19 protein-coding genes and 1 pseudogene are annotated in these 23,571 nt (G+C 68.3%); 14 read left to right on the top strand and 6 right to left on the bottom strand.

Annotated features, from left to right (window positions below):
* The first annotated feature begins 267 nt into the window (after positions 1–267).
* From groL to FFS52_RS19580, 6 genes are all read left to right on the top strand, one after another.
* The gene (gene groL / locus FFS52_RS19605; protein ID WP_078113340.1) at positions 268–1,920 is read left to right on the top strand and encodes a chaperonin GroEL; all 1,653 of its coding nucleotides are present in this window, start codon (positions 268–270) and stop codon (positions 1,918–1,920) included.
* Positions 1,921–2,202: 282 nt separating this feature from the next.
* Positions 2,203–3,996 (top strand): helix-turn-helix domain-containing protein, encoded by a 1,794-nt coding sequence (locus FFS52_RS19600; RefSeq protein ID WP_171011682.1) that lies wholly within the window; start codon positions 2,203–2,205, stop codon positions 3,994–3,996.
* 138 nt (positions 3,997–4,134) lie between these two features.
* Entirely contained in the window at positions 4,135–6,030 is a 1,896-nt protein-coding gene (locus tag FFS52_RS19595) for an acyl-CoA dehydrogenase (protein WP_137810667.1), read from the top strand.
* Positions 6,031–6,095: 65 nt separating this feature from the next.
* Complete coding sequence (locus FFS52_RS19590; protein WP_065631863.1) at positions 6,096–6,857, top strand: glucose 1-dehydrogenase; 762 nt, start codon at positions 6,096–6,098, stop codon at positions 6,855–6,857.
* Positions 6,858–6,888: 31 nt separating this feature from the next.
* Positions 6,889–7,407: a PH domain-containing protein gene (locus tag FFS52_RS19585; RefSeq protein WP_078113338.1), complete on the top strand. Its 519-nt coding sequence runs from the start codon at positions 6,889–6,891 to the stop codon at positions 7,405–7,407.
* A complete protein-coding gene (locus tag FFS52_RS19580; RefSeq protein WP_078113337.1) occupies positions 7,394–8,902 on the top strand; it encodes a PH domain-containing protein in 1,509 nt (502 codons plus the stop codon). The genes FFS52_RS19585 and FFS52_RS19580 overlap by 14 nt, the downstream gene beginning before the upstream one ends.
* Positions 8,903–8,957: 55 nt before the next feature.
* On the opposite strand, the gene chrA is transcribed toward FFS52_RS19580, so the two are convergent.
* Positions 8,958–10,412 carry a chromate efflux transporter gene (chrA, locus tag FFS52_RS19575; protein WP_137810666.1) on the bottom strand — a complete coding sequence of 485 codons (1,455 nt, stop codon included), beginning with the start codon at positions 10,410–10,412 and terminating at the stop codon, positions 8,958–8,960.
* Between the two features lie 352 nt (positions 10,413–10,764).
* Here chrA and FFS52_RS19565 point away from each other — a divergent pair, with 352 nt between their 5' ends.
* The 3 genes and pseudogenes from FFS52_RS19565 to FFS52_RS19555 all read left to right on the top strand — a co-directional run bounded on the left by FFS52_RS19565 (position 10,765) and on the right by FFS52_RS19555 (position 13,674).
* Positions 10,765–10,986, top strand: coding sequence for a chromate resistance protein ChrB domain-containing protein (locus FFS52_RS19565; protein WP_249356502.1), 222 nt, complete (start codon positions 10,765–10,767; stop codon positions 10,984–10,986).
* Positions 10,987–11,135: 149 nt separating this feature from the next.
* A pseudogene (locus FFS52_RS19560) lies at positions 11,136–12,967 on the top strand (FAD-dependent oxidoreductase).
* 41 nt (positions 12,968–13,008) lie between these two features.
* Positions 13,009–13,674 (top strand): TetR/AcrR family transcriptional regulator, encoded by a 666-nt coding sequence (locus FFS52_RS19555; RefSeq protein WP_137810665.1) that lies wholly within the window; start codon positions 13,009–13,011, stop codon positions 13,672–13,674.
* On the opposite strand, the gene FFS52_RS19550 is transcribed toward FFS52_RS19555, so the two are convergent.
* The gene (locus FFS52_RS19550; RefSeq protein ID WP_137810664.1) at positions 13,605–14,123 is read right to left on the bottom strand and encodes an NUDIX domain-containing protein; all 519 of its coding nucleotides are present in this window, start codon (positions 14,121–14,123) and stop codon (positions 13,605–13,607) included. The two genes, FFS52_RS19555 and FFS52_RS19550, sit on opposite strands and share 70 nt — an antisense overlap.
* Before the next feature lie 77 nt (positions 14,124–14,200).
* On the opposite strand from FFS52_RS19550, the gene FFS52_RS19545 reads away from it, so the two are divergent.
* Positions 14,201–15,910, top strand: a complete 1,710-nt coding sequence (locus tag FFS52_RS19545; protein ID WP_137810663.1) for a nucleobase:cation symporter-2 family protein — start codon at positions 14,201–14,203, stop codon at positions 15,908–15,910.
* Positions 15,911–15,938: 28 nt separating this feature from the next.
* Here the strand turns inward: FFS52_RS19545 and FFS52_RS19540 are convergent, their stop codons facing one another.
* Entirely contained in the window at positions 15,939–16,316 is a 378-nt protein-coding gene (locus FFS52_RS19540) for a cupin domain-containing protein (RefSeq protein ID WP_078113335.1), read from the bottom strand.
* A gap of 151 nt (positions 16,317–16,467) precedes the next feature.
* Here FFS52_RS19540 and FFS52_RS19535 point away from each other — a divergent pair, with 151 nt between their 5' ends.
* The 4 genes from FFS52_RS19535 (at position 16,468) to rsgA (ending at position 19,516) form a co-directional block, all read left to right on the top strand.
* Positions 16,468–16,701 (top strand): hypothetical protein, encoded by a 234-nt coding sequence (locus tag FFS52_RS19535; protein WP_078113382.1) that lies wholly within the window; start codon positions 16,468–16,470, stop codon positions 16,699–16,701.
* On the top strand, positions 16,702–17,085 hold the full coding sequence (locus FFS52_RS19530) for a VOC family protein (protein ID WP_058251932.1): 384 nt from the start codon (positions 16,702–16,704) through the stop codon (positions 17,083–17,085).
* A 72-nt stretch (positions 17,086–17,157) separates the two neighbouring features.
* On the top strand, positions 17,158–18,459 hold the full coding sequence (gene aroA, locus FFS52_RS19525; protein WP_137810662.1) for a 3-phosphoshikimate 1-carboxyvinyltransferase: 1,302 nt from the start codon (positions 17,158–17,160) through the stop codon (positions 18,457–18,459).
* 22 nt (positions 18,460–18,481) lie between these two features.
* Positions 18,482–19,516, top strand: a complete 1,035-nt coding sequence (gene rsgA / locus FFS52_RS19520; protein ID WP_068970078.1) for a ribosome small subunit-dependent GTPase A — start codon at positions 18,482–18,484, stop codon at positions 19,514–19,516.
* A 12-nt stretch (positions 19,517–19,528) separates the two neighbouring features.
* Here rsgA and FFS52_RS19515 read toward each other — a convergent pair whose 3' ends face one another.
* From FFS52_RS19515 to FFS52_RS19505, 3 genes are all read right to left on the bottom strand, one after another.
* The gene (locus FFS52_RS19515; protein ID WP_065631851.1) at positions 19,529–20,728 is read right to left on the bottom strand and encodes a fatty acid desaturase; all 1,200 of its coding nucleotides are present in this window, start codon (positions 20,726–20,728) and stop codon (positions 19,529–19,531) included.
* Positions 20,729–20,800: 72 nt separating this feature from the next.
* Entirely contained in the window at positions 20,801–22,144 is a 1,344-nt protein-coding gene (locus FFS52_RS19510; protein ID WP_065631850.1) for a fatty acid desaturase, read from the bottom strand.
* A gap of 232 nt (positions 22,145–22,376) precedes the next feature.
* Entirely contained in the window at positions 22,377–23,495 is a 1,119-nt protein-coding gene (locus FFS52_RS19505; RefSeq protein ID WP_137810661.1) for a GNAT family N-acetyltransferase, read from the bottom strand.
* Positions 23,496–23,571: the final 76 nt, after the last annotated feature.

Genomic DNA, 23,571 nt, shown 5'->3' with positions numbered 1-23,571 from the left:
CCAGCGAACCCAACGCTGGCGATCCACCCTGCCCACACACCAGCACCAACCATCAAAAGGCGACACCGACAACCGATCGGCGAAACCCTACCCACCCGTGAAAGATTCAGGCTCAGGGAGCAGGGGGTTGGCCGCCCTCCGCAAGCTCCGGGCGCTCCTCAGGGGGCAGGGGTGGGCCGCGCCGTCGAGGTGCGAGCAAAGGGCGAGCAGCACAACAGATTTACCGCAGTACACAGCCGAGAACACCGAACGAAAGGCAGGACGACCATGGCCAAGGAGTTGCGCTACAACGCCGAAGCGCGGCTGCGGCTCGAGCGAGGGGTCAACGCACTCGCCGACGCGGTCAAGGTGACGCTGGGACCGAAGGGACGCAACGCGGTCCTGGAGAAGCTCACCGGCCCTCCGACCATCACGAACGACGGGGTGACCATCGCCCGCGAGATCCAGTTGCGCGACCCGTTCGCCAACATGGGCGCCCAGCTCGTCAAAGAAGTGGCGATGAAGACCAACGGGGTGGTCGGCGACGGCACCACCACGGCGACCGTGCTGGCGCAAGCAATGGTCCGTGAAGGTCTACGGGCGGTCGAACAGGGCGCCAACCCGATGCGGGTGCGTCGAGGCATCGAGCGTGCCATCGCCACCGTGATCGAGTCGCTGTCCGAGCAGTCCGTCGCACTCGGCGGGCGCAGCGACCTCGAGCGGATCGCCACGCTGGCCGCCAGCGACGACGAGGTGATCGGCTCGGCGATCGCGGCGGCCGTCGAGTACGTGGGTCGTAACGGTGTCATCACCACCGAGGAGAGCGACACGCTCGGGCTGGGCGTGGACGTGGTGGACGGCATCGAGTTCGACCACGGGTACATCTCCGGCTACATGGTGACCAATCACGAACGCATGGAAGCGGTTCTCGAGAACCCGGTGGTCCTGCTGACGAACAAGAAGATCACCACCGTTCAGGAGATCATGCCCAGCATCGAGGCGGCCAAGCGTGCCGATCGACCCCTGTTGGTCCTCGCCGAGGACGTCGACGGCCCGGCCCTGCAGCTCCTCGTCGGCGGCAACATGCACAAGACGATGCAGTCGGTGGTGGTCCGGGCCCCGGGCTTCGGACATCGGCGGGTGGCCGAACTCGAGGATCTCGCCGTCGCCCTGGGCGGTCAGGTGATCGCGAAGGACACCGGGCTGGAACTGTCGGAGGTCTCCGTCGAGCAGCTCGGCAAGTGCGACCGGGTGACCATCACCGAAGATGCGACGACGATCGTCGGCGCGCGTGGCGACCAGGGTCTCGTCGACGCGCGGGTGGCGCAACTCGAGGCCCAGCATGCCCGCGCCCGCATCGACGCCGACCGCGACAGCCTCGAACTGCGGATCGCGCGGCTGACCGGCCGGGTGGCCGTGATCCGGGTCGGCGGGGTCACCAGCGTCGAACTCAAGGAGCGCATGCTCCGCGTCGAGGACGCGCTGGCAGCGACACGCGCGGCGGTCGAGGACGGCATCGTCTCCGGCGGCGGAACGGCTCTTGCGCAGGCACATCGGGCGCTCGAGTCGCTCGCCGAGGTGTCCGGTGACGAGGGCGTCGGCATCGACGTCGTGCGTCGATCGATGGCCGAGCCGCTCTTCTGGATCGCCACCAACGCCGGGTTCGACGGCGACGAGGTGGTCCGGGTCGTGAGCGGCCTGCCGCTGGGGCACGGTTTCAACGCGATGACCGGTGGCTACGGCGACATGTTCGACGAAGGTGTCATCGACCCGGCGAAGGTCACCAAGGCGGCACTGGAGAGTGCCGCGTCCATCGCCGCCCTGCTGATCACCACCGAGACGGCTGTGGTCGAAGAGGTCCTCACCCACCCGGGCGCCATCGAGGCGCCCGGCTTCGGCGACCTCGCCGAGGGCATGGTCCGACCCTCCAACATCTACTAGGCCGGCCTTCATCAGGCCGCCACCGGCCGGCCCACACCGGCCGGTGGCCATCGACCCCGGCGGGGACGTCACCGCACGACGGTGACGGGGGCCGGTCGCGATCGGAATTCGTTCTCGGCGTCGATCGCGGCCGGCCCACCGCCGAGCCGTCCCGACAGGCGGATCCCGGCGGGTCAGCACGGTCCGTTTCGTCCGGCTCGACCCACCCCCGCCACCAGCCCGTTGTTCTGTACACTGCTGATGATGTGAGACGTACATCACAGTAGGGAGTTGTCTACCCCGGTGAATCATCAGCCCTCAGCCCAGGCCCGGAATTCGATCGCTTACGTCGCGCGGGCGCGCGAACGTTTCCTCAGCGACGACGGCGTAGCCGACGACCGTTTCGGCGGCACCGTCCGCGACGCGATCTCCACCTCGTGGAGACGGTCGCGGTCGTTCAAGGTGCAGGCGGACCGACTCGAACTCCCCTTCGTCCGCGAACCGAACACGGACAGCCCGTTGATGAGCGCGGCCCGTCCGGTGCTCGACCAGCTCGCCGTCGACCTCTCGGCGGAACCGGTGAGCATCATCCTCACCTCCCCCGACGGCGTGGTCCTGTCGCGCGCCACCGGCAGCCGGGAACTCCTCGGCCAACTCGATGCCGTCTCCCTGGCTCCCGGGTACAGCTACAGCGAAGAACACGCCGGCACCAACGGGATCGGCACCGCACTCGAGACCCGGCAGGCCACACTCGTCACCGGCGCCGAGCACTACGCCGGCTGCCTCGCTCAGCTCAGCTGTGCCGGTGTCCCGATCCGAAACCCCTTCTCCGGCGGCATCGTCGGCGCACTCGATCTCACCGGATGGGTGGAGGAGGGGGGTTCACTGCTGCTCTCCCTGGCCAAGTCGGCCACCGTCCAGATCGAGCAGCAGATGCTGACGAACGCCAGCGAGCGCGAATCCCGGCTGCTCGCAGCGTATCTCGCCACCTGCCGCCGTGCGCCGCAGATGATGGTCCTGGCGCTGGCCGCCGACGTCGTGCTGATGAACCGGCGACTGCGCCAGAGCATCGATCCGCAAGACCAGGTGTCGATGCTCGAGCACGCCGTGGACCAGACCCTGGACAATTCGTCGACCCGCCGGGTCAACACCCTGCCCAGCGGACGCGCGGTCCGACTCGCGCCGGTCGTCGAGTTCTCCGACACCGACGCCGGCATCGCGGTCTTCCACGTACACCTGATGGATCCCGGTCCGGCTCCGGAACCGCGACGCCGTCCGACGGCCGCGGCGACGCTGCCCGGCATCGTCGGCCGCAGTTCGTCGTGGCGGGAGTGTTGTCATCGCATCGCCCAACATGTCGGCGCGGGCCGATGGATCGCGGTATCGGGCGAACGCGGGAGCGGCCGGGCCGCGGTGTTGCGTGCGGCCGCCGGCCAGTACCGCCGCGGCACCATCCGCGTCTTCTCCGCCGAGGACTTCTCCGACGCCGACACCCTCGACACCTTCACCGCCGAGATCGAACGCGACGACTTCGCGATCATCCTGCGCGACATCGACGAGTTCGACGACGACATGTTGTTCGACGTCGCCGACGTGCTGCAGGGTCGCGAACACGCGGGCTGGCTCGGCATCACCCTGAGCACCGTCGACACACTGCCAGCGCTCGGCGCGACGCTGCTTCCGTTCTTCTCCCACACCGTCGAGGTGCCACCCCTCCGGCACCGCATCGAAGATCTACAGGTCCTGGTGCCCGCGATCCTGCGCCAGCTCACCCGCGGCAAGGAACTGCCGGTGGCGCCGGACGCGATGCGCCAGCTCAGCAAATACACCTGGCCGGGCAACGTCGCCGAACTGCGTCAGGCCCTGCGCGACGTGGTCACCCACCACCGTTCCGGGACGATCACCGTCACGCAACTGCCCCCGACGTATCGGGCGCAGAGCCGTCACACCCTCACCCGCATCGAGGCCCTCGAACGCGACGCCATCGTGCGCAGTCTCGAGGAGAACGGCCACAACAAACTCGCCGCCGCCCACGCGCTGGGCATCTCGCGCGCGACGATCTATCGCAAGATCAAGGAATTCGGTATCGACGTCTGACCACGCCGGCCGTGTCGCCGCTCGGGACAACCCACTGGCGAAACCCGGGTCGGGGCGAGCCCTGATGCCGGGGCATGATGGACGGGCGACGGACATCCGCGTACCAGCGTCCGCCCACCTGAACGACGAGGAAGTGCGATGACCACACCCATGTCCCGGCGGGACCTCGAGTTCCTGCTCTACGAATGGCTCGATGTCGAGACGCTGACCTCGCGGGAACGCTTCTCGGCACACTCACGGGAGACCTTCGACGCCGTGCTCGAACTCAGCGCCGACATCGCGATGAAGTGCTTCGCACCCGCCAACAAGATCGGCGACGCCAACGAGCCCTACATCGGTGACGACGGCAAGGTCGTCCTGCCCGACGAGATCGTCGCCGGCCTCACCGAGTACCGCAAGGCCGGTCTCATCTCGGCCTCCTTCGACGACGAACTCGGCGGCATGCAACTGCCCACCGTCATCCGCCAGGCCTCCGCCGTGTGGTTCCAGGCCGCCAACGCCGCGATGTCGTCGTACAACTTCCTCACCGTCGGCAACGCGAACCTGCTGGCCGAGTACGCCACCCCCGAGCAGCGCGACACCTGGGTCCGTCCCCTCGTCGAAGGCCGCTTCTCCGGCACGATGTGCCTGTCCGAGCCACAGGCCGGCTCGTCGCTGGCCGACATCACCACCAAGGCCGAACCCGCCGGCGACGGCACCTACCGCATCACCGGCACCAAGATGTGGATCTCGGGCGGAGACCACGAACTCACCGAGAACATCGTCCATCTCGTCCTGGCGAAGATCCCCGGCGGCGGCCCCGGCGTCAAGGGCATCTCGCTGTTCATCGTGCCCAAGTACCTCGCCGACGGAACACGCAACGACGTCGCGCTCGTCGGCCTCAACCACAAGATGGGCAACCGCGCCACCACCAACACCCTGCTCAACTTCGGCGATGGCACCTTCCCCGCCGACTCCACCCAGACGGCTCCCGGCGCTGTGGACGATCAGCCCGCTCGCTCCGCTCCCGGCGCTGTGGACGATCAGCCCGCTCGCTCCGCTCCCGGCGCTGTGGACGATCAGCCCGCTCGCTCCGCTCCCGGCGCTGTCGGCTACCTCGTCGGCGACGAACACCGCGGCCTGTCCTACATGTTCCACATGATGAACGAAGCGCGCATCGGCGTCGGATTCCTCGCCACCGCACTGGGTTACGCCGGGTACCGGGCCTCGCTCGACTACTCGAAGGTGCGTACGCAGGGCCGACCCGTCGACCACAAGGACCCGTCGACCAAACCGGTCCCGATCATCGAACACGCCGACGTGCGTCGCATGCTGCTCGCCCAGAAGTCCTACGTCGAAGGCTCTCTCGCGTTCGGGTTGTACTGCAGCACCCTCGTCGACGAAGCAGCCACCACGACCGACCCCGCCGAACGCGACCGGTTGAACCTGTTGCTCGAGGTGCTCACCCCGATCGCGAAGAGCTGGCCCTCCCAGTGGTGTCTCGAGGCGAACAGCCTCGCGATCCAGGTCCACGGCGGATACGGTTACACCCGCGAGTTCGACGTCGAGCAGTACTACCGGGACAACCGGCTCAACCCGATCCACGAAGGCGCCCACGGCATCCACGGCTTGGACCTGCTCGGGCGCAAGGTGATCATGCAGGGCGGGGCCGGTCTCGCCGCGCTGGCCGAGACGATCGAGGCCACCGTCGCCCGCGCACGGACTGTCGACGGACTCGACACCCTTGCCGACACGCTGCACGCGGTGGTGGACCGGCTGGTGAAGGTGACCGCGCACATCTGGTCGGCGGGCGACCCGAAGCTGTCGCTGGCCAACGCCACGATCTACCTGGAGACGGCTGGCCACATCGTGATCGCCTGGATCTGGCTCGAACAACTCCTCGCCGCCGACGGCCGGACCGGTGACTTCTACGACGGCAAACGCGCTGCGGCACAGTATTTCTTCCGGTATGAACTACCCAAGACCGGCCCACAGCTCGATCTGCTGACCGCACTCGACCGCACCACCCTCGACGTAGAACCGTCCTGGTTCTGACGCCGATTCCGACTCGACCGGCGCCCCGCGTCGGTCACCGTGCTGAGTACTCAAGGGAGACAACGATGTCCGTGATGGATCTGTTCGACACCACCGGCAAGGTGGTCATCGTGACCGGTGCCTCGTCCGGGCTGGGGGTCTCGTTCGCCCGCGGTTTCGCCGAGGCGGGCGCGGATGTCGTACTCGCCGCGCGCCGGGCGGAGAAGCTCGCCGACACCGCTGCCGCCGTCGAGGAACTCGGCCGCAAGGCGCTGGTGGTCCCCGCAGATGTCGCCGACCCCGAGCAGTGTCAGCGGGTCGTCGACGCCGCGATGGAGACCTTCGGCAAGGTCGACGTGCTCATCAACAACGCCGGCGTCGGGACCGCGTACCCGGCGACCCGCGAGACCCCCGAACAGTTCCGCGGCGTCATCGACGTCAACCTGAACGGCTCCTACTGGATGGCCCAGGCCTGCGGGCGGGTGATGCAACCGGGTAGCTCGATCATCAACATCTCGTCGATCCTCGGCATCACCACCGCCGGGCTGCCGCAGGCGGCGTACGCCGCGAGCAAGGCCGGCGTCATCGGCCTCACCCGCGACCTGGCCCAGCAATGGGGCGCGCGCAAGGGCATTCGCGTCAACGCCATCGCCCCCGGATTCTTCGAGAGCGAGATGACCGACACCTACCAACCGGGATATCTCGACTCCCAGATGCCCCGGGTACTCCTCGGCCGGACCGGACACGGCGAGGAACTCGCTGCCACCGCGATCTGGTTGTCCTCGGCCGCAGCCGGATACGTCACCGGCCAGACGCTGCCCGTCGACGGCGGCATCACCGTCACCTAGCATCGGGGAATCCACCCCTAGACTGGCGGCAATGGAGCCCTCATCTGATCCGACCGTGCCGGTGCACCCCACCCTGCGTGACCCGGTCAACAGTGTCGATCCACGCGCCAAGACCCTGTGGCGCATCGGCCCGCTCGTCCTCGGGGTCCTGGGCGTGGTCGCCGCCGTCGTGGTGGCCGTCGTCGTCGACCAGACGCGATGGATCGCGGTGCTCGCCGCGGTCGCGGTGGTCGTCGTGACCGTCGCCTGGGTCGCGATTGTCCCGCAGTGGCGTTACCGCTTTCACCGCTGGGAGGTCAGCGACGACGCGGTGTACTCGCAATCGGGCTGGTTCGTCCGGCACCGCGTGATCATCCCGATCGCCCGGATCCAGGTGGTCGACACCGAGGCCGGGCCGATCGAACAGTTCCTCGGGCTGGCGACCCTCACCGTGACCACGGCGTCGTCGGCCGGGACGATCCACATCGCCGGTCTCGACGCGGAGGTCGCACGGACGACCGCCGCCGATCTGACCATCCGCACACAGGCTTTCACCGATGACGCGACCTGAGCCGTTCGCCGTCGACGGGCCGGAGGACTGGCACCGGTTGTCGCCGTGGATGATGGCCGTCAAACCCGTCGAGCTCCTGCCCTCACTGATCCCGGTCGTGATCGCGCTGGTCTTCGCCGGCTCGGGCGCGCCGCTGTTCACCCTGATCGCCACCGCGGTCATCGTGCCCTTCGTGACGGTGGTGCCCTGGCTGACCACGCGCTACCAGGTCACCGATGAGCACGTCCGGGTGCGCAGCGGGCTCGTCACACGCAAGGTCGCGACCGCGCGCCGGGACCGCATCCGCAGCGTCGACCTCACCGCGTCCCCGGTTCACCGCGTGCTGAAACTGCAGAAGGTCAAGATCGGCACCGGAGGGGACGACGAGTCGTCGGCGGTCGTCCTCACCGCACTCACCGTCGACGAGGCGCGGGCGCTGCACGACAATCTGATGGCCACGCGCATCCTGCGGGGACCGTCGGCGCCCGCCGGCACCGACCCCGACGACCCGACCGCCCCGGTGGCGGCCGAGGACCCCACGGTCCTGGCACGGTTCCAGACCTCGTGGCTGCGCTACTCCCCCTTCTCCGTCGCCGGGCTCGCACTGGCCGCGGGCGCCGCCGGCCTCGCCGCGCAGATCGCCAACGACGCCGGGGTTTTCACGGAGGGGATCGGATTCGCGCGCGACGCCGTCGACTCCATCCGCGAGACCGCGATCGGACTCGTCGTGCTGGGTGCCTGTCTGCTCGTGATCGTCGTCGGCGGCATCCTGTCCGTTCTGGGGTACGTCCTGAATTACTGGAACTTCCGGCTCCTCCGCTCCCCCGACGGGACCCTGCGCACCGAACGCGGACTGCTGACCACCAACGCGATCAGCTTCGACGAACGGCGCATCCGCGGCAGTCACCTCACCGAGCCGGTCCTCATGCGCCCACTCAAAGGCGCTCGCCTGCAGGCGATCGCCACCGGCAGCACCAAGCACCCGCTTCTGCTGCCACCGGCACCGATCGACGAGGCGATGCGGGTGGCCGGTCTGGTCACCGACGAACGCACCGAGCTCACCACGCCGCTCGTCGGACACGGCGTCACCGCCGGGCGACGTCGGATCAACCGCGGATTCCTGTCCGGCGCAGTGGTGTTCATCGTCATCTGCGTCGCGATACTCACGCACGCCCTCCCGACACCATGGCTGGCGGTGGGGGTCGTCGCCGTTCTCGGCTCGACCGCGCTCGGTGTCGTCCGCGCCCGGCACCTCGGGCATCGGCTGACCTCTCGCTCGGTGGTCATCGCACCGCCGAGCGTCGCGCGGCAACGCATCGTCGTCGACCGGGACGGTGTGATCGGCTGGGCCAGCCGTACGTCGCTCTTCCAGCGCCGGGCGGGCGTCACCACACTCATCCTCGCCACCGCGGCGGGCGCCGAGCACTACCCTCTCGTCGACGTCGACGAGGAGACCGCGGCCGGCGTCGCCCGTGATGTCTCGCCCGACTGGATCCGCCCGTTCCTCGTGCCCTGACGACACCCGTTCAGGTCAGGGTCGTTCAGGTCAGGGTCGTTCAGGTCAGGGTCGTTCAGGTCAGGGGCAGGCCGACGGCGGCGGCGAGCAGGCCGAGCACCGCGCAGATGCCGAGGGTCCGGAGCACCGACTGCTTGAGCGGATAGATCAGGACGAAGGCGATCACGGTGATCACCACGGCCAACGGACGCAGGGTGTCGAGATGCGGGACCGCGAGGTGCAACGGCCCGGCGGTGACGACCGTGGTGTCCCGGAACAGCGTGTGCAGTGCGAAATACAGTGCGAGATTGGCGATCACGCCGACCACCGCGGCGGTGACGCCGTTCAGCGCGGACGTCAGATGCCGGTTGTTGCGGAGCTTCTCGATGAACGGCGCGCCGAGGAAGATGAACACGAAACTCGGCACGAACGTGACCCAGGTGGTCAGGAGTGCGCCGATGGTCGCCGCGACCCAGGGGTCGAGACCGCCCGGATCGCGATAGGCGCCGAGGAACGCGACGAACTGGACGACCATGATGAGAGGGCCGGGGGTCGTCTCGGCGAGTCCGAGTCCGCGCACCATCTCACCCGGCGTGACCCAGCCGTAGACCTCGACCGCCTGCTGGGCGATGTAGGCCAGGACGGCGTAGGCGCCGCCGAAGGTGATGAGGGCGGTCCACGTGAAGAACGTGCCCTGCTGGGTGAACACACTGCCCGTCCCCGTGGTCGCCACGACGATGCCCATCGGGATGATCCAGGCCAGCGCACCGACACCGAGCACCAACCCGGCGCGACGCCAGCTCGGGGATGCCGTGTGGATCGCGTCGTCGGCGATGATCGGCGCGGGCCCGTCGTCGGCGACCTCCTTCTGGGCAGCGACGACACGGCGGCCGGTCAGCCAGCCCAGGACGCCGGCCACAGCGATGACCATCGGGAATGGGACAGCGAAGACCGCCAGGGCGATGAACGCAGCGACCGCGATCGCGATCTGCACCGGCCCGGTGAGCGCCCGTTTGCTCACCCGCGTGACCGCCTGGGCGACGATGGCGAGCACCGCGGGGCCGATGCCGGCGAACAGGGCCGCCACGATGGTCGTCGCGCCGAAGGCGACGTAGATCGCCGACAGCCCGAGTATCGCGATCACCCCGGGCAGGACGAACAGGATGCCCGCGATCAGCCCACCGGCGGTTCCGTTGAGCAGCCAACCCACGTAGATGGCCAATTGCTGGGCTTCGGGCCCGGGCAGCAGCATGCAGTAGTTGAGGGCGTGGAGAAACCGGCGCTGGCCGATCCAGCGCCGGTCGTCGACCAGTGCTCGCTGCATCACCGCTATCTGACCCGCGGGACCCCCGAAGGTCTGCAGCGAGATCAGGAACCACGCGCGGGTCGCGGTCCGCAGCGAGACCCCCGCGGTCGGGTCGACGTGGTCACCCGACTCGACGGCCGCCGACCCTTCGGCCTCCGGCGGACCGTCCGCACGTCTCGACGCATCCGAACTCCCGGGTCGACCGGATCTCTCCGACATCGCCACTCGCACCCCTTCCACCACGCACCAACGTGCCCACGTCGCCGCGATCGTGCGGCTCCCAGCAGATGCAACCACGAGGTCTGGTCGGCCGCGCCCACCAACCCGGCCGAGTTCGAACGCATCCGCGCCGAACTCCAGTCGGCCCGCGGAGCCGAGTACGCGGACATAGTCGACGAGGCGCAGCAGGCGGACGACCATGCCGACCCCGCGAAACAGCTCGGCGTCCTACGTCGCAGGTTCCGTGAGATCACCCGACGGGACCACTTTCCGACAGAGTCGCGCGAGACCGCCCGACAAGCACTTCGCACACTGGCCGACCGACTCCTCGAGACCGAACCGGCGGGGCCGTCGTGAGGTGGGCGACCAGGTCCTGTGGGCGATCGCAGAGATCATCCACGAAGCCGACATCGAAGACGACCGCTACGACGCTCCGGAAGCGCCGGGCCTCGATGTCGTGTTGCGCGGCCTCTTCCTCATCGGCGACGACGAACACACGCTGTCGGTCTCGGATGCCGTTTTCGACGGTTTGCACGAGTACTTTCGCCAACGCACCCTCATCGGCCGCGAACCGTCGTAGTCAGCCGCGGGGCGCGTCGGAGCACCCCGTGAGACGATTCACCAAAACCGTCCGACCCACTTTGACGCTGTGGTAGACATCACAGCAGATAAGTCAACGCTGACTGTTCTCTACCGTCGCGGACAGTCGTCGACAAAGGGGTCATGGGGATGTCGGACGCCACTTCCACTTCGAACAGCAACTCGCCGAACAGCTTTCCGCGGCGGTCCATGCTGCGCGGATCGGCTGCCGCCGCAGTCCTGGCCGGTACCGCAGTGGCCCTACCGGGCGTCACGGTTCCCTCTGCGCGTGCGGTGCCACGACACGGCACCGGCCGCGGACGCGACGTCGCGATCTTCGGCGGCGGGATGGCCGGCTTGTCCGCCGCGCACGAACTCGTCGAGCGCGGCTTCGGGGTCACGGTCTACGAGCCGTCGCGCCTCGGCGGCAAGGCCTACAGCCACGACGTCCCCGGCCCCGCACGGGGGGTCGCCTCGCACTCCCCGGCGAGCACGGTTTCCGGTTCTTCCCGGGTTGCTACCAGCACGTGCCGGACACCATGGAGCGAATCCCCGTCAACAACAGCAACGTTCGTGACCGTCACCTCATCGACGTCGAGTCGGCGGTCATCGCCTTCGACGACGCCGGGTATGCCCCGACCACCGCTCCGGCATCGATCATGGGTTTCGTCCAGCACGCGAACGAGATCGTGACGCTGGACAACCTGCGCAACGCGTTCATGACCGGACTCAAGTTCGTCGTCGATGTGCCGCCTCCCGAACTCGCGTTCTTCGTCACCCGCGAGCTGATCATCGCGACCAGTTGCACCGAGCGTCGAATCGGCCAGTGGGAGAATCAGTCCTGGATGCAGTTCGTGAAGTCCAAGGGCAAGTCACGGGCGTATCAGCGATATCTCGTGGGCGCCCTCACGCGAGCGCTTGTCGCCGCCAAACCCGACACCGCCTCGGCACGGACGATCGGCCAGATCGGACTGGCACTGGCCACGTCGGCGACCGGATTGATCAGCGGATACGACGCCGGGCTCGTACACGGCGGCGTCGACCGAATCCTCAACCGCCCCACCAATCATGCGTGGATCGACCCGTGGGTGGCCCACCTCCGCGGTCGCGGCGTCCGCTTCGAGATGGGGACCGGCCTGGCGCGACTGAATCTGGCGCGCGGCCGGATCAGTGGAGCGCAACTCACCTCCGGCGCTCCGGTCGATGCCGATTGGTATGTCGCCGCGATGCCCATCGATCGCCTCCGTCCGTTGTTGTCGCCCGAGTTGGTCACGGCCGACCCGTCGCTGGCCGGTATCCACGCTCTCAAGGACGACTGGATGGTCGGCATCCAGTACTTCCTGTCCCGGCGCGCCGACATGCCGCCGAGCCACATCGCCGCGCTGGGTACCCCCTGGGCTCTGACCGGCCTGTTCCAGGCCCGCCCCTGGAACGTCGACTTCGCGCGCACCTACGGTGACGGCCGGGTGAAAGATTGTCTGTCCATTGACATCTCGGAGTGGGAGAAGCCAGGCATCCTCTACGGCAAACCCGCCAAACAGTGCACCCGGCAAGAGATCGCGCGGGAAGTGTGGGCCCAGATGAGCCGAGCGATGAACTCGGGGGCCCGGAAGCTCCTGCGTTCGGAGGAGATCGTCACCTGGTCCCTCGACCCCGGGATCACCTGGTCGCCGTCCATCGCCAACGCCACACCGCTCATGGTCAACACCGCCGGCTCGTACAAGAACCGGCCGAACGCCTACACGTCGATTCCGAATCTGTTCATCGGCGGCGACCATGTCCGGAGCAACATCGATCTCGCGACGATGGAGGGCGCCAACGAATCCGGCCGTCGAGTGACCAACGCGATCATCGCCGCGGCCGACAGCCCCGCCCGCGCGGCGACCGTCTTCCCGCTCTGGGAGCTGCCGATGCTCGAGCCGCTGAAACAGATCGACCGCGATCGCTACCGCGCGGGCCTCCCGCACATCCTCGACGTGTGAGGCCGCGGGTCATCCGCGCCGCGCCGAACTACGATCCTCGTGTGACCACCTCTCCCGGCGCCCCGCGCGCGCGGCAGCAACGCAGCGGGGTCACGCAGACCCGCATTCTCGATGCCGCGATCCGAGTCCTCGTCGATCGCGGATACGCCGCCTCGAGTACGGTCGCCATCCAGAACGAGGCGGGCGTGAGCCGGGGCCGGTTGTTGCACCACTACCCGTCGCGGGACGTCCTGCTGATGGCGGCCGTCGGACACCTCGCCCGCACCCGCATCGCCGAACTGCCCAGCCACGTCGAGTGGCCGGCCGATCCGGTCGAGCGCATCGCGCTGGCCACCGATGTCGGCTGGTCGACGTTCCACCAGCCGTACTTCGTCGCGTCGATGGAGTTGTGGGTCGCGGCACGGACCAATGCCAATCTGCGGACGGCCCTGCTCCCCACCGAACGCGAGATCGGCCAGACCGTCCGGCGCGCGGTCGCCGGGTTCCTCGGTCCCGAGTTGACCGCGTCGCCGCGCTACGCCGCCCTCTACCCGCTGCTCCTGACGAGCATGCGCGGTGCGGCGACCACCTACCTCATCGACCGGCGCGACCCGCTGACCGACCCGCATCTCCCGCTGTGGCGAGACCTGACGCGCACCTACCTCCTCGGTGACGCCGGGTCCGCGGACCCCAGCGCCTCGAGCAGACGGTCGACGAAGGGAACCTGAGCGGGGTTGAGCCGGGTCCGCGCGAGATCGACGGAACACCATTCGGCGCGGTCGATCTCGGGGAACGCCTGCATCCGCCCCGACCGCGGCGGCCACATCAGCTCGAAGGTGTTGCTGACGACCGACACGACGTCGAGGTCGCCTTCCACGGCGAATCCGACCACCCGCTTGCCGCTCTTCAATCTGACCTCGCCGAGTTCGATCGGCGGGGCGTCGGGCACCGGGCTCCCGATCTCCTCGGCGTACTCGCGTCGCGCGGCGGCCCACTCGTCCTCGCCCGGTTCGACGAGCCCCTTGGGCACCGACCACGACCCCGCGTCCGGTTTACGCGCCCAGATCGGACCCCCGGGGAACACGAGGAGAACTTCGACGGCAGCGGCACCGTCGGCCGACGTCGTCCGGCGATAGAGCAGGATTCCCGCGCTGCGGCGGGAGGCGGTGGCCATCACGGATATATCTTGGCGGAAACGTCGCGGATACACGCTCGCGCCTTCGCGGAAACGTGCGAACCGTAGAACTGACGACCATGTCGGTTCTCGATGTCGTCAAGAACGGAACGTCCGCCGCACATCCGGTGGACGAGATCCCGCCGTTCATCAAGCTGTTCCCGCTCGGCCTCCAGCACGTCCTGGCCATGTACGCCGGGGCCGTCGCGGTACCCCTCATCGTCGGCGGCGCGATGGTCGGCGCCGGCCAACTCGAGCAGGGTGACATCGTCCACCTGATCATGGCGGACCTGTTCGTGGCGGGCATCGCGACAATCTTGCAGGCCGTGGGGTTCTGGCGGTTCGGGGTCCGACTCCCGCTGATGCAGGGCGTCACCTTCGCCGCGGTCGGCCCGATGATCACCATCGGGACCTCGTACGGCATCACCGCCATCTACGGGTCGGTCATCGCGTGCGGGTTGTTCATGATCGCCGTCGCACCGATCGTCGGGAGACTGATCCGCTTCTTCCCGCCGCTGGTCACCGGGACGATCATCCTCATCATCGGGGTGTCCCTGATGCGGGTGGCGGCCGGCTGGTTCGGCGGCGGCACCGCCGCGGGCCCCGACTTCGGCGACCCGAAGAACATCGCCTTCGGATTCCTCACCCTGGCCGTCATCATCGGCATCGAACGATTCGCCCCCGCGGCGATCCGCCGGGTGTCGATCCTGCTCGGCCTGGCGGTCGGCACCCTGATCGCGATCCCGTTCGGCATGACGCACTGGGATCAGGTCGGCGAGTACCCGTGGGTCGGCATCCCGCAGCCGTTCCAGTTCGGCGCACCCACCTTCGAGGTCAGCGCCATCATCTCGATGATCATCGTCGGCGTCGTGATCATGACCGAAACCACCGGCGACATCGTCGCCGTCGGCGAGATCGTCGACAAGAAGATCACCCCGCGCAAGCTGGCCGACGGGATGCGCGCCGACGGCCTGGGCACCGCACTCGGCGGCGTGTTCAACACGTTCCCCTACACGGCCTTCGCGCAGAACGTCGGCCTCGTCGCGATCACCGGGGTCAAGACGCGACACGTCGCGACCTGCGCCGGGGTGATCCTGGTCGTTCTCGGCCTGCTGCCCAAGATGGCCGCCGTCGTCGAGGGCATACCGCTGCCGGTACTCGGCGGCGCCGGCGTCGCCCTGTTCGGCATGGTCGCGGCCAGCGGCATCCGGACGCTCGCGAAGGCGAAGCTGAACAACACGAACATCCTGGTCGTCGCGATCTCGGTCGGTGTCGCCATGCTGACCGAGGCCAAGATCTACTACACCGACCGCGAACTCGGCGAGGCGCCGGTCAACGTGGTCCTGGATCTCTACGCCCAGTTCCCCGACTGGTTCCAGACCATCTTCCATTCGGGGATCTCCGCGGGTGCGCTCACCGCGATCGTGTTGAACCTCCTGCTGAACACGCGCAGCGTCTCCGCCGATCCGGTCGACTACCACAACACCGGCGACATCGCGGTGGTCGGTGCACCCGACGGTTCAACCGACCTCTCCGGCGCCGACGGCGTCCGCGCCGCCGCCTTCGACCCGCGTGACGCGTTGGCGGCCGCCGACCCCGACACCCCGCCCGACACGCTTCGCTACCTGGCCGACCACGACTCGTCGCTGCACCCGTTCATCGTCACCAATCCGGCCACGCCCAAGGACCTGGCCGATCACATCAAGAGCCTCGGCGACCCGAAGGTGTTGCGGCTCTTCGACACCTGGGACGGCTACACCTCGGGCGGGTTCTCGCGGCGCGGTTCGTGACGGGCTCGGTTCGGACCGTGGTCGGCCGTCACCCGGTCTGCTGTTTGGCGTAGTTGCTGGCGCCGTAGAAGTCCACGAGCACCACGGGTTCGTCGCCGACCACCCAGGCGTCGTGGCCGGACGGCAGGGACGTGATCGATCCCGGCCCGGCGTCGAACTCGGTGCCGTCGGCCATCACGATGTGCAGGACCCCGGAGACGTGATACTGGAAATGCGGTGCCTCACACAGTTCGGTACCGGCGATCGGTTTGACGTCGACCGACCATCGCCAGCCGGGCTCCAGGGTCAGCCGGCCGATGTCCGACGTCCCAACGGTGAGTAGCTCCACCTGCCCGTGCCCGAAGGTGCGTACCTCGTCGGGTTCGGCGAAGTCTCGGTGCTCGGTCCGGTGCTCGATGCTGGTCATGATTCCCTCCCGGTGATCGTGCGGTAGCCCGACCACGACAACGCTAGGCCGCTGATCTTGCGGTTGTACTGCGACGACCGCACGATCGCGCAACGGTCGGGCCGCTCCCGAATCCCGCGCACCGCGCCCGGTTCGGCCTATCGTGGAACCCATGTCCCCCAGTTCTTATCCCGAGCCGATCGACGACGACGGGCGCATCGTCGACCCCGACCTCCCGCACGAGTGGCCGCACGATTCCGCGTTCGCGTTCGGCGATTCGACGCCCATCGGCGAGACGGAACGGCTGGCCCGCGAACGGGCCGCGTACGAGGCCGCGAGCCACGGGAGCGACCTCAACCGCGGACACGCCCTGGGCGGCTCCGCCGGCACCACCGAGGGGCAATAGATGGAGGTCCTGGCCAGCCGGGTGCTCCTGCTCTCGGCCGATCCCGAACGCCTGCAGTCGTTCTACCGCGAGCGGCTCGGTCTGCCGGTCCACCGCGAGTATCCGGGTGGTGTCGTGTTCTTCGCCGGCAACGGGCTTATCGAGATCTCGTCGCACATGAAGACCGACGAGCCGGCCCCGTCCAGCGATTCGGTTCTCTGGCTTCAGGTCCGGGACGCCGAGGCCGTCGCCGACGAGTTCCGCGACCGCGGCGTTCCCGTGACCCGCGAGCCGCGCACCGAGCCGTGGGGTCTCATCGAGATGCACGCGACCGATCCCGACGGCCGGACCCTGATCGTCGTCCAGATCCCCGCCGATCACCCGCTGCGCAAAGACACGCGATAGATCGGGAACCCACCGCCGTGGACGGCCCATCGGCGGCGGGGAACGTGAGCACCCCATGACAGACTGGACGCCATGAGTTCCTGGAACGCGCCGACGATCACCGAGGGTGGCTTGGATGCAACCGCCGGAGGCGGCCTGGATGCAACCGTGGAGTTGCCGGGTTCCAAGTCGATCACCAACCGCGCTCTCGTCCTCGCCGCCCTCGCCGAGGGGCCGTCGACCGTCCGTGGAACCCTCCGGAGCCGCGACACGAACCTGATGCTCGCCGCGCTCGAGGCCCTGGGCGCCGAGATCCGCATCGACCCCGCGAGCGAGACCACGGTCTCGATCGTGCCCGGACCCCTGCGGGGTGCCGCGATCGACTGCGGCCTCGCCGGGACCGTGATGCGGTTCCTGCCGCCGGCCGCGGCCCTGGCCACCGGGCGCGTGGTCTTCGACGGCGATCCCCACGCGCGCGAACGGCCGCAGACCACCATCCTCGACGCGTTGCGCGGGCTGGGTGTCGCCGTCGACGGCGATCGATTGCCGTTCACCATCGACGCCACCGGCACCGTGCCCGGCGGCGAGGTCACCATCGACGCATCCGGGTCATCGCAATTCGTGTCGGGGCTCCTGTTGTCGGCGGCCCGGTTCGAGGCCGGCGTCGTCGTCCGGCACGTCGGCGCGGCCGTCCCGTCGACCCCGCACATCGACATGACCGTGGAGATGCTGGCGACGGCCGGCGTCGTCGTCGACACCTCCGAACCGAATGTCTGGCGCGTTGCTCCCGGGCCGATCGCGGCCGTCGACTGGACGGTCGAGCCCGACCTGTCGAACGCGGCCGCGTTCCTCGCCGCGGCAGCCGTCACCGGCGGTACCGTGCGGGTGCCGTACTGGCCCGCCGTGACCACCCAGCCCGGTGCGCGGATCGCGGACGTCCTCGCCGCGATGGGTTGCGCCGTCGAGCATCTCGACGGCACGCTGTCGGTTCGCGGACCCGCGGTACTCAAGGCCGTCGACCTCGACCTCCGGGACATCGGCGAGCTCACCCCCACCATCGCCGCGCTGTGCGCGCTCGCCGACGGGGAGTCGGTACTGTCCGGGATCGCCCATCTCCGCGGCCACGAGACCGACCGGCTCGCCGCGCTCACCACCGAGATCACCCGCCTGGGTGGGACATGCGTCGAAACCGGCGACGGACTGCGCATCACCGGCACCGCCGGCTCCCCGTTACGCGGGGGAACCTGGGAGTCCTACGCCGACCACCGGATGGCCACCGCCGGAGCCATCGTCGGCCTGGTGACACCCGGTGTGGTGGTCGCCGACATCGAGACGACGAGCAAGACGCTGCCCGACTTCCCGGGGATGTGGCAGCAGATGTTGGGGCGCGCATGAGCGCTCGAGGACGGGCGCGCCGTTGAGTCGCCGCGCGGCGAGCTACGACGAATCCGACGTCCGGGTCCGTCCCGGGAAGGGCACCCGACCGCGCACCAAGACGCGACCGTCGCACGACGACGCCGAGCAGGGCATGGTGGTCTCGGTCGATCGCGGTCGCTGGGGCGTGGTGCTCGACGGCGACCCGGATCGGCGCGTCGTCGCGATGCGCGCCCGAGAGCTGGGTCGCACCCCGATCGTCGTCGGCGACGACGTGTCGCTGGTGGGCGACCTGTCCGGCCGGCCCGACACGCTGGCGCGTATCGTCCGGGTGGCCGATCGTCGAACGGTGTTGCGCCGCACCGCCGATGACTCCGACCCCTACGAGCGGATCGTCGTGGCGAACGCCGATGCGCTCCTCATCGTGACCGCCATGGCGGATCCGCCGCCGCGCACCGGATTCGTCGAACGCGCACTGGCCGCGGCCTACGTGGGCGGCCTGTCCCCCATCCTGTGCCTGACGAAATCGGATCTCGCCGATCCCGCCGAATTCACCGCGGCCTTCGCCGATCTCGACCTGCCGGTGGTGTGCGCGGGCCGCGACGACCCGCTCGACGCGATCCTGTCGACGTTGCGCGGTCGGATCACCGCGTTCATCGGCCACTCCGGGGTCGGCAAGTCCACTCTGGTCAATCGTCTTGTCCCGGACGCATATCGGGCGACCGGCGTGGTGTCGGGAGTCGGCAAGGGCCGGCACACCTCCACCCAGTCGGTGGCGTTGGCCCTGCCCGACGACGCCGGCCCGCGTGGCTGGGTCATCGACACACCCGGCATCCGGTCGTTCGGACTCGCGCACGTCGGACCCGACGACATCGTCGCCGCCTTCGACGATCTGGACGCCGCCATCGAGGAATGTCCCCGCGGCTGTACACATCTGGGCCCACCGGCGGATCCCGAGTGCAAGCTCGACGAGCTGACCGGCCACTCGTATCGTCGCGCGATGGCCGTGCGCCACCTCCTGGTGGCGGTCAGCGGCGGCGAGGGCGACGCGGCCGAGGAGCCCCGTTCGCCGGAGTGACCGAGTGGCGCGCTACCGCCGGCGACGCCGGGCGCGCAGCTCGCGGATCGCGGTCTTGAGGCCGGCGGCGCGGGGGGTCATCCCGGCGAAACGCCGCTCCGACGCGGTTTCCGGGGCATCATCGGCGGTGTCGCGCAAGAACGAGTCGGGCAGGGCCAGCTTGTTGATCGTGCGCAGCGTCTGAAGGTACTGCACGACAATCGATCCCGTCGTGTACGGAAGGTCGTACTTGTCGCAGAGAGCGCGTACCCGCACCGCGATCTCGGCATACCGGTTGCTCGGCAGATCAGGGTACAGGTGGTGCTCGATCTGGTAGCACAGGTTGCCGCTGAAGAAGGCCATCGCGGGCCCGGCGTCGAAGTTCGCCGTACCGAGCATCTGCCGCAGGTACCACTGGCCCTGCGTCTCGTTCTCGAGTGACTCCGCGGTGAACTTCTCCGCGCCGTCCGGGAAATGACCACAGAAGATGACGACGTAGGCCCACACGTTGCGGATCAGATTGGCACTGAGGTTCGCGGTCAGCGTGTGCTTGAAATTCGGTCCCGACAGCGCGGGGAACAGGACATAGTCCTTGGCCAACTGCTTGCCGACCTTGCGCGCGAACACCTTCAGCTGCGGGATCGCGACCTCTTTGGGCTTCTTCCCCGAGATCGCGTCCTTGATGTCGAGGTCGTGCAAACCGATGCCCCACTCGAACAGCGCCGCGAGGAGGATGTTGGTGACCGGCTGGAGGAGCTGCTTGGGCTTCCACGGTTCGTCCCGCGTGACCCGCAACGTCTTGTAACCGACGTCGTGGTCCATGTCGAGGACGTTGGTGTACTTGTGATGGATGTAGTTGTGGGAGTGCTTCCAGTGCGGCGCCGCGCACACCATGTCCCACTCCCAGGTGGTCGAGTGGACCTCCGGGTCGTTCATCCAGTCCCACTGCCCGTGCATCACATTGTGCCCGAGCTCCATGTTCTCGATGATCTTCGACAGCGCGAGCGCTCCGGTGCCCAGCAGCCAGAGCGGCCGGGAACGGCTGCCCATGAGAGCCGCTCGGCCCGCGACCTCGAGAGCACGGTGCGCCAAGATGGTGCGCCGCAGATACCGGACGTCGCGCATGCCGCGGTCCGCCTCGATCTCACGGCGGAGCGCGTCGAGCTCGGCACCGAGTGCTTCCACGTCGGCGTCGGTCAGGTGCGCGTACTCGTTGATATCAGTGATTGCCATTGCGCCTCATTATGCCCCTGTCGGGGCCACTGCCTTGGTCTCGATGTGTGCCGGCCGTCTGACCTGCGCCGATCAGGCGGCCTGCTCGTCGGAGCGGGCGGCCGACGTATCGACACCGATTCGGGAACGAAGCGAGCGGAGCGAACCCTGGTCTCGCCGCCGGGAGCGGAGCGACGCAATGGCCGAGCGGAGTCCCCGGCGCGCGCCGGTCGTCTCGTCGATCGTCGCCTGCAGACGCGCACCTTCCGGCAGGCCCTGCTTGAAGCGGCGTTCGGAAGCGGTCTCGGGTGCGTCGTCCGCGGTCGCCGACAGGTACTTGTCCGGCAACGAGAGCTTGGCGATGGTCCGCCACGCCTTCGCGTACTGCACCGGGAACGGACCCGAGGTGTACGGGAGGTCGTACTTGTCGCAGAGCGCGCGCACACGTACCGCGATCTCGGCGTACCGGTTGCTGGGGAGATCGGGGAAGATGTGGTGCTCGATCTGGTACGACAGATTCCCGCTCATGAAGGCCAGCGGAAATCCGGCGTCGAAGTTGGCGCTGCCGAGCATCTGGCGCAGGTACCACTCCGCCTGCGTCTCGTTGTCGATGTCCTGCTTGGTGAACTTCTCCGCGCCGTCCGGGAAGTGACCGCAGAAGATGACTGCGTTGCTCCACACGTTGCGGATGACGTTGCCGAGCGCGGTCGCGGTCGCAGCCTTGGCGTACGCGCGGCCGTACCCGACCTTGTGCCCGGTGGCGGCACTGACCAGCGCCGGGTACGCGAGGTAGTCCTTGGCGACCTGCTTGCCGATCTTCGACAGGACCTCGTTGCGATTGCGCCGGAACTCTTCCTGAGCCTCCGGGGTCTTGCGCTTCTTGCCCAGCTCGAGATGCTGCACGGCGACCCCGTATTGGAAGGCGAGCGCGAGAATCGTGTTGTAGACGAGATTTCCGTAGTTGAACGGACGCCACCGCTGATCGCGCGTGACGCGCAGCAGTCCGTAGCCCACGTCGTCGTCCATGCCCAGCACGTTCGTGTACTTGTGATGGATGTAGTTGTGGGTGTGCTTCCAGTGCGCCGACGGGTCGGTGTTGTCCCACTCCCAGGTGGTGCTGTGCACCTCCGGGTCGTTCATCCAGTCCCACTGCCCGTGCATCACGTTGTGCCCGAGCTCCATGTTCTCGACGATCTTCGCGACGCCGAGGGCGCACGCACCCGCCCACCAGGCCGACTTCCGAGTCGAACCGAACAGCAGGGCGCGGCCGGTGACCTCCAGCCCGCGCTGGAACCGGATCGTGTTGCGCAGGTACCGCGCATCCCGCTCACCACGGTCGGCTTCGATGTCGGCGCGGATCGCGTCGAGTTCGGCTCCCAATGCGGCCACGTCGGACTCGGTCAGGTGCGCGTATTCGGGGATGTCAGAGATCGCCATACGTGTGGTTCCCTTCGCCGGTGGTCGGTCGATGGCGCGACTTCGAGGTGCGCGTGTCGACCGCTGCCTACGCCTACGTTTCCGTAACTTACGCAAGCGTAGGTTGGCGACGGCGTCGTGTCCAGTGAGTGTGACGAACCGGGACTCAACCGATCAACGGAACGGGTTCCGTGCCGGCGAGGAAGCTGCACAATCGACGCGAGACACAGGATGGTCGACGGGGCGGGACTAGTCAGTCCTTGCGGTCGGCCTCGTAGTCGTCGCGGAACAGCTCGAATCCCACGAGGTCCTCGAAGACGCCGTCGGACCGGGCGGCGAGTTTCTGTGTGCCGAACTCGCGGAAGCCGGCGATGCGGGCGAGCTTCTTGCTGCCCTCGTTGCTGTCGGCGGCGAAGAGGGTGAGGCGGCGGAACCCCAGCTTGTCGAAGGCGTACCGGACCGCAGCCGGAAATGCCTCGCCCAAAACGCCTTTGCCGCGGGCCTCGGGGTGGGTGTAGAAACCCGCCTCGGCGCCGGTGACCTCGTCGATGTGCAGCAGGGTGATGTCGCCCAGGTAGTCGTCGGTCTCGCGATCCGCCACCGCCCAAGTGCATGTCGTGCCCTGCGCGGCCGTCCACCACTTGCGGAGGCGTTCGGCCGCGGCGTGTTCGAGTTCCAGCGGATCGGGGCGCGCGAACAGATACTTGCGCGACACCGGGTCGTCGAGCGTCTCCCGGATGCGCGGATCGTCGGTCTCCGCGAGCGGCCGCAGGCGGAAGCGCTCGGTCTCGAACACGTCTGTCCGCCAATCGGTCTTGGGATGCTGAGGATCGCCTGCGTGCAGCGATCCCACCCAGGCGTCGCGTATGTGACCGCGCACCTCGATGCCGTTGGGGACCGCGGCGTCGAGACGGAAACCGCAGGAGTGGGCCACCCGCAGCGCGTCGATGTTGCCGGCGACGGTCGTCCATCGGACGACCTCTTTGTCCGCCTCGGTGAACGCGTAGTTGACGGCCAGCAGGACGGCGCGCTTCATCACCCCCCACCCTCGGGCGTCGGGGTGCAGGTCGTAGCTGAGTCGGGTGAGTGGTCCCTCGCCCTCGATGTCGACGGTGCCGACGAACCGGCCGTCGAATTCGACGGCCCACAACATCCGGGTGCCCTTCGCCCAGCTACGCGGCGCGTAATCGAGGGCGAAACGCTCGGCTGCCGCACGACTGTAGGGCGCCGGTATCGGGGTCCACCGCATCATGGCCGGGTCCGCCGCGAGTTCGACCATGCGGTCGAGGTCGTGGGGCTCATGCGGCCGCAGGGTGACGCCTCCGTCGCTCAGGACGGGGATCTCGCTGGGGACCGGGACCTCAGCGGTCACTGGTGCCTTCGCCGGCGTTTCCACAGAACAGATTCCTCTCGCCACGCACGTCGTTCACCCTACCGGCTCACCGATG

It is taken from the genome of Gordonia sp. ALPHA1B1, from assembly GCF_005502615.1.
In the GTDB taxonomy this organism is placed as follows: Bacteria; Actinomycetota; Actinomycetes; order Mycobacteriales; family Mycobacteriaceae; genus Gordonia; species Gordonia hongkongensis.
This window is presented reverse-complemented; position numbering and strand designations above follow the sequence as displayed.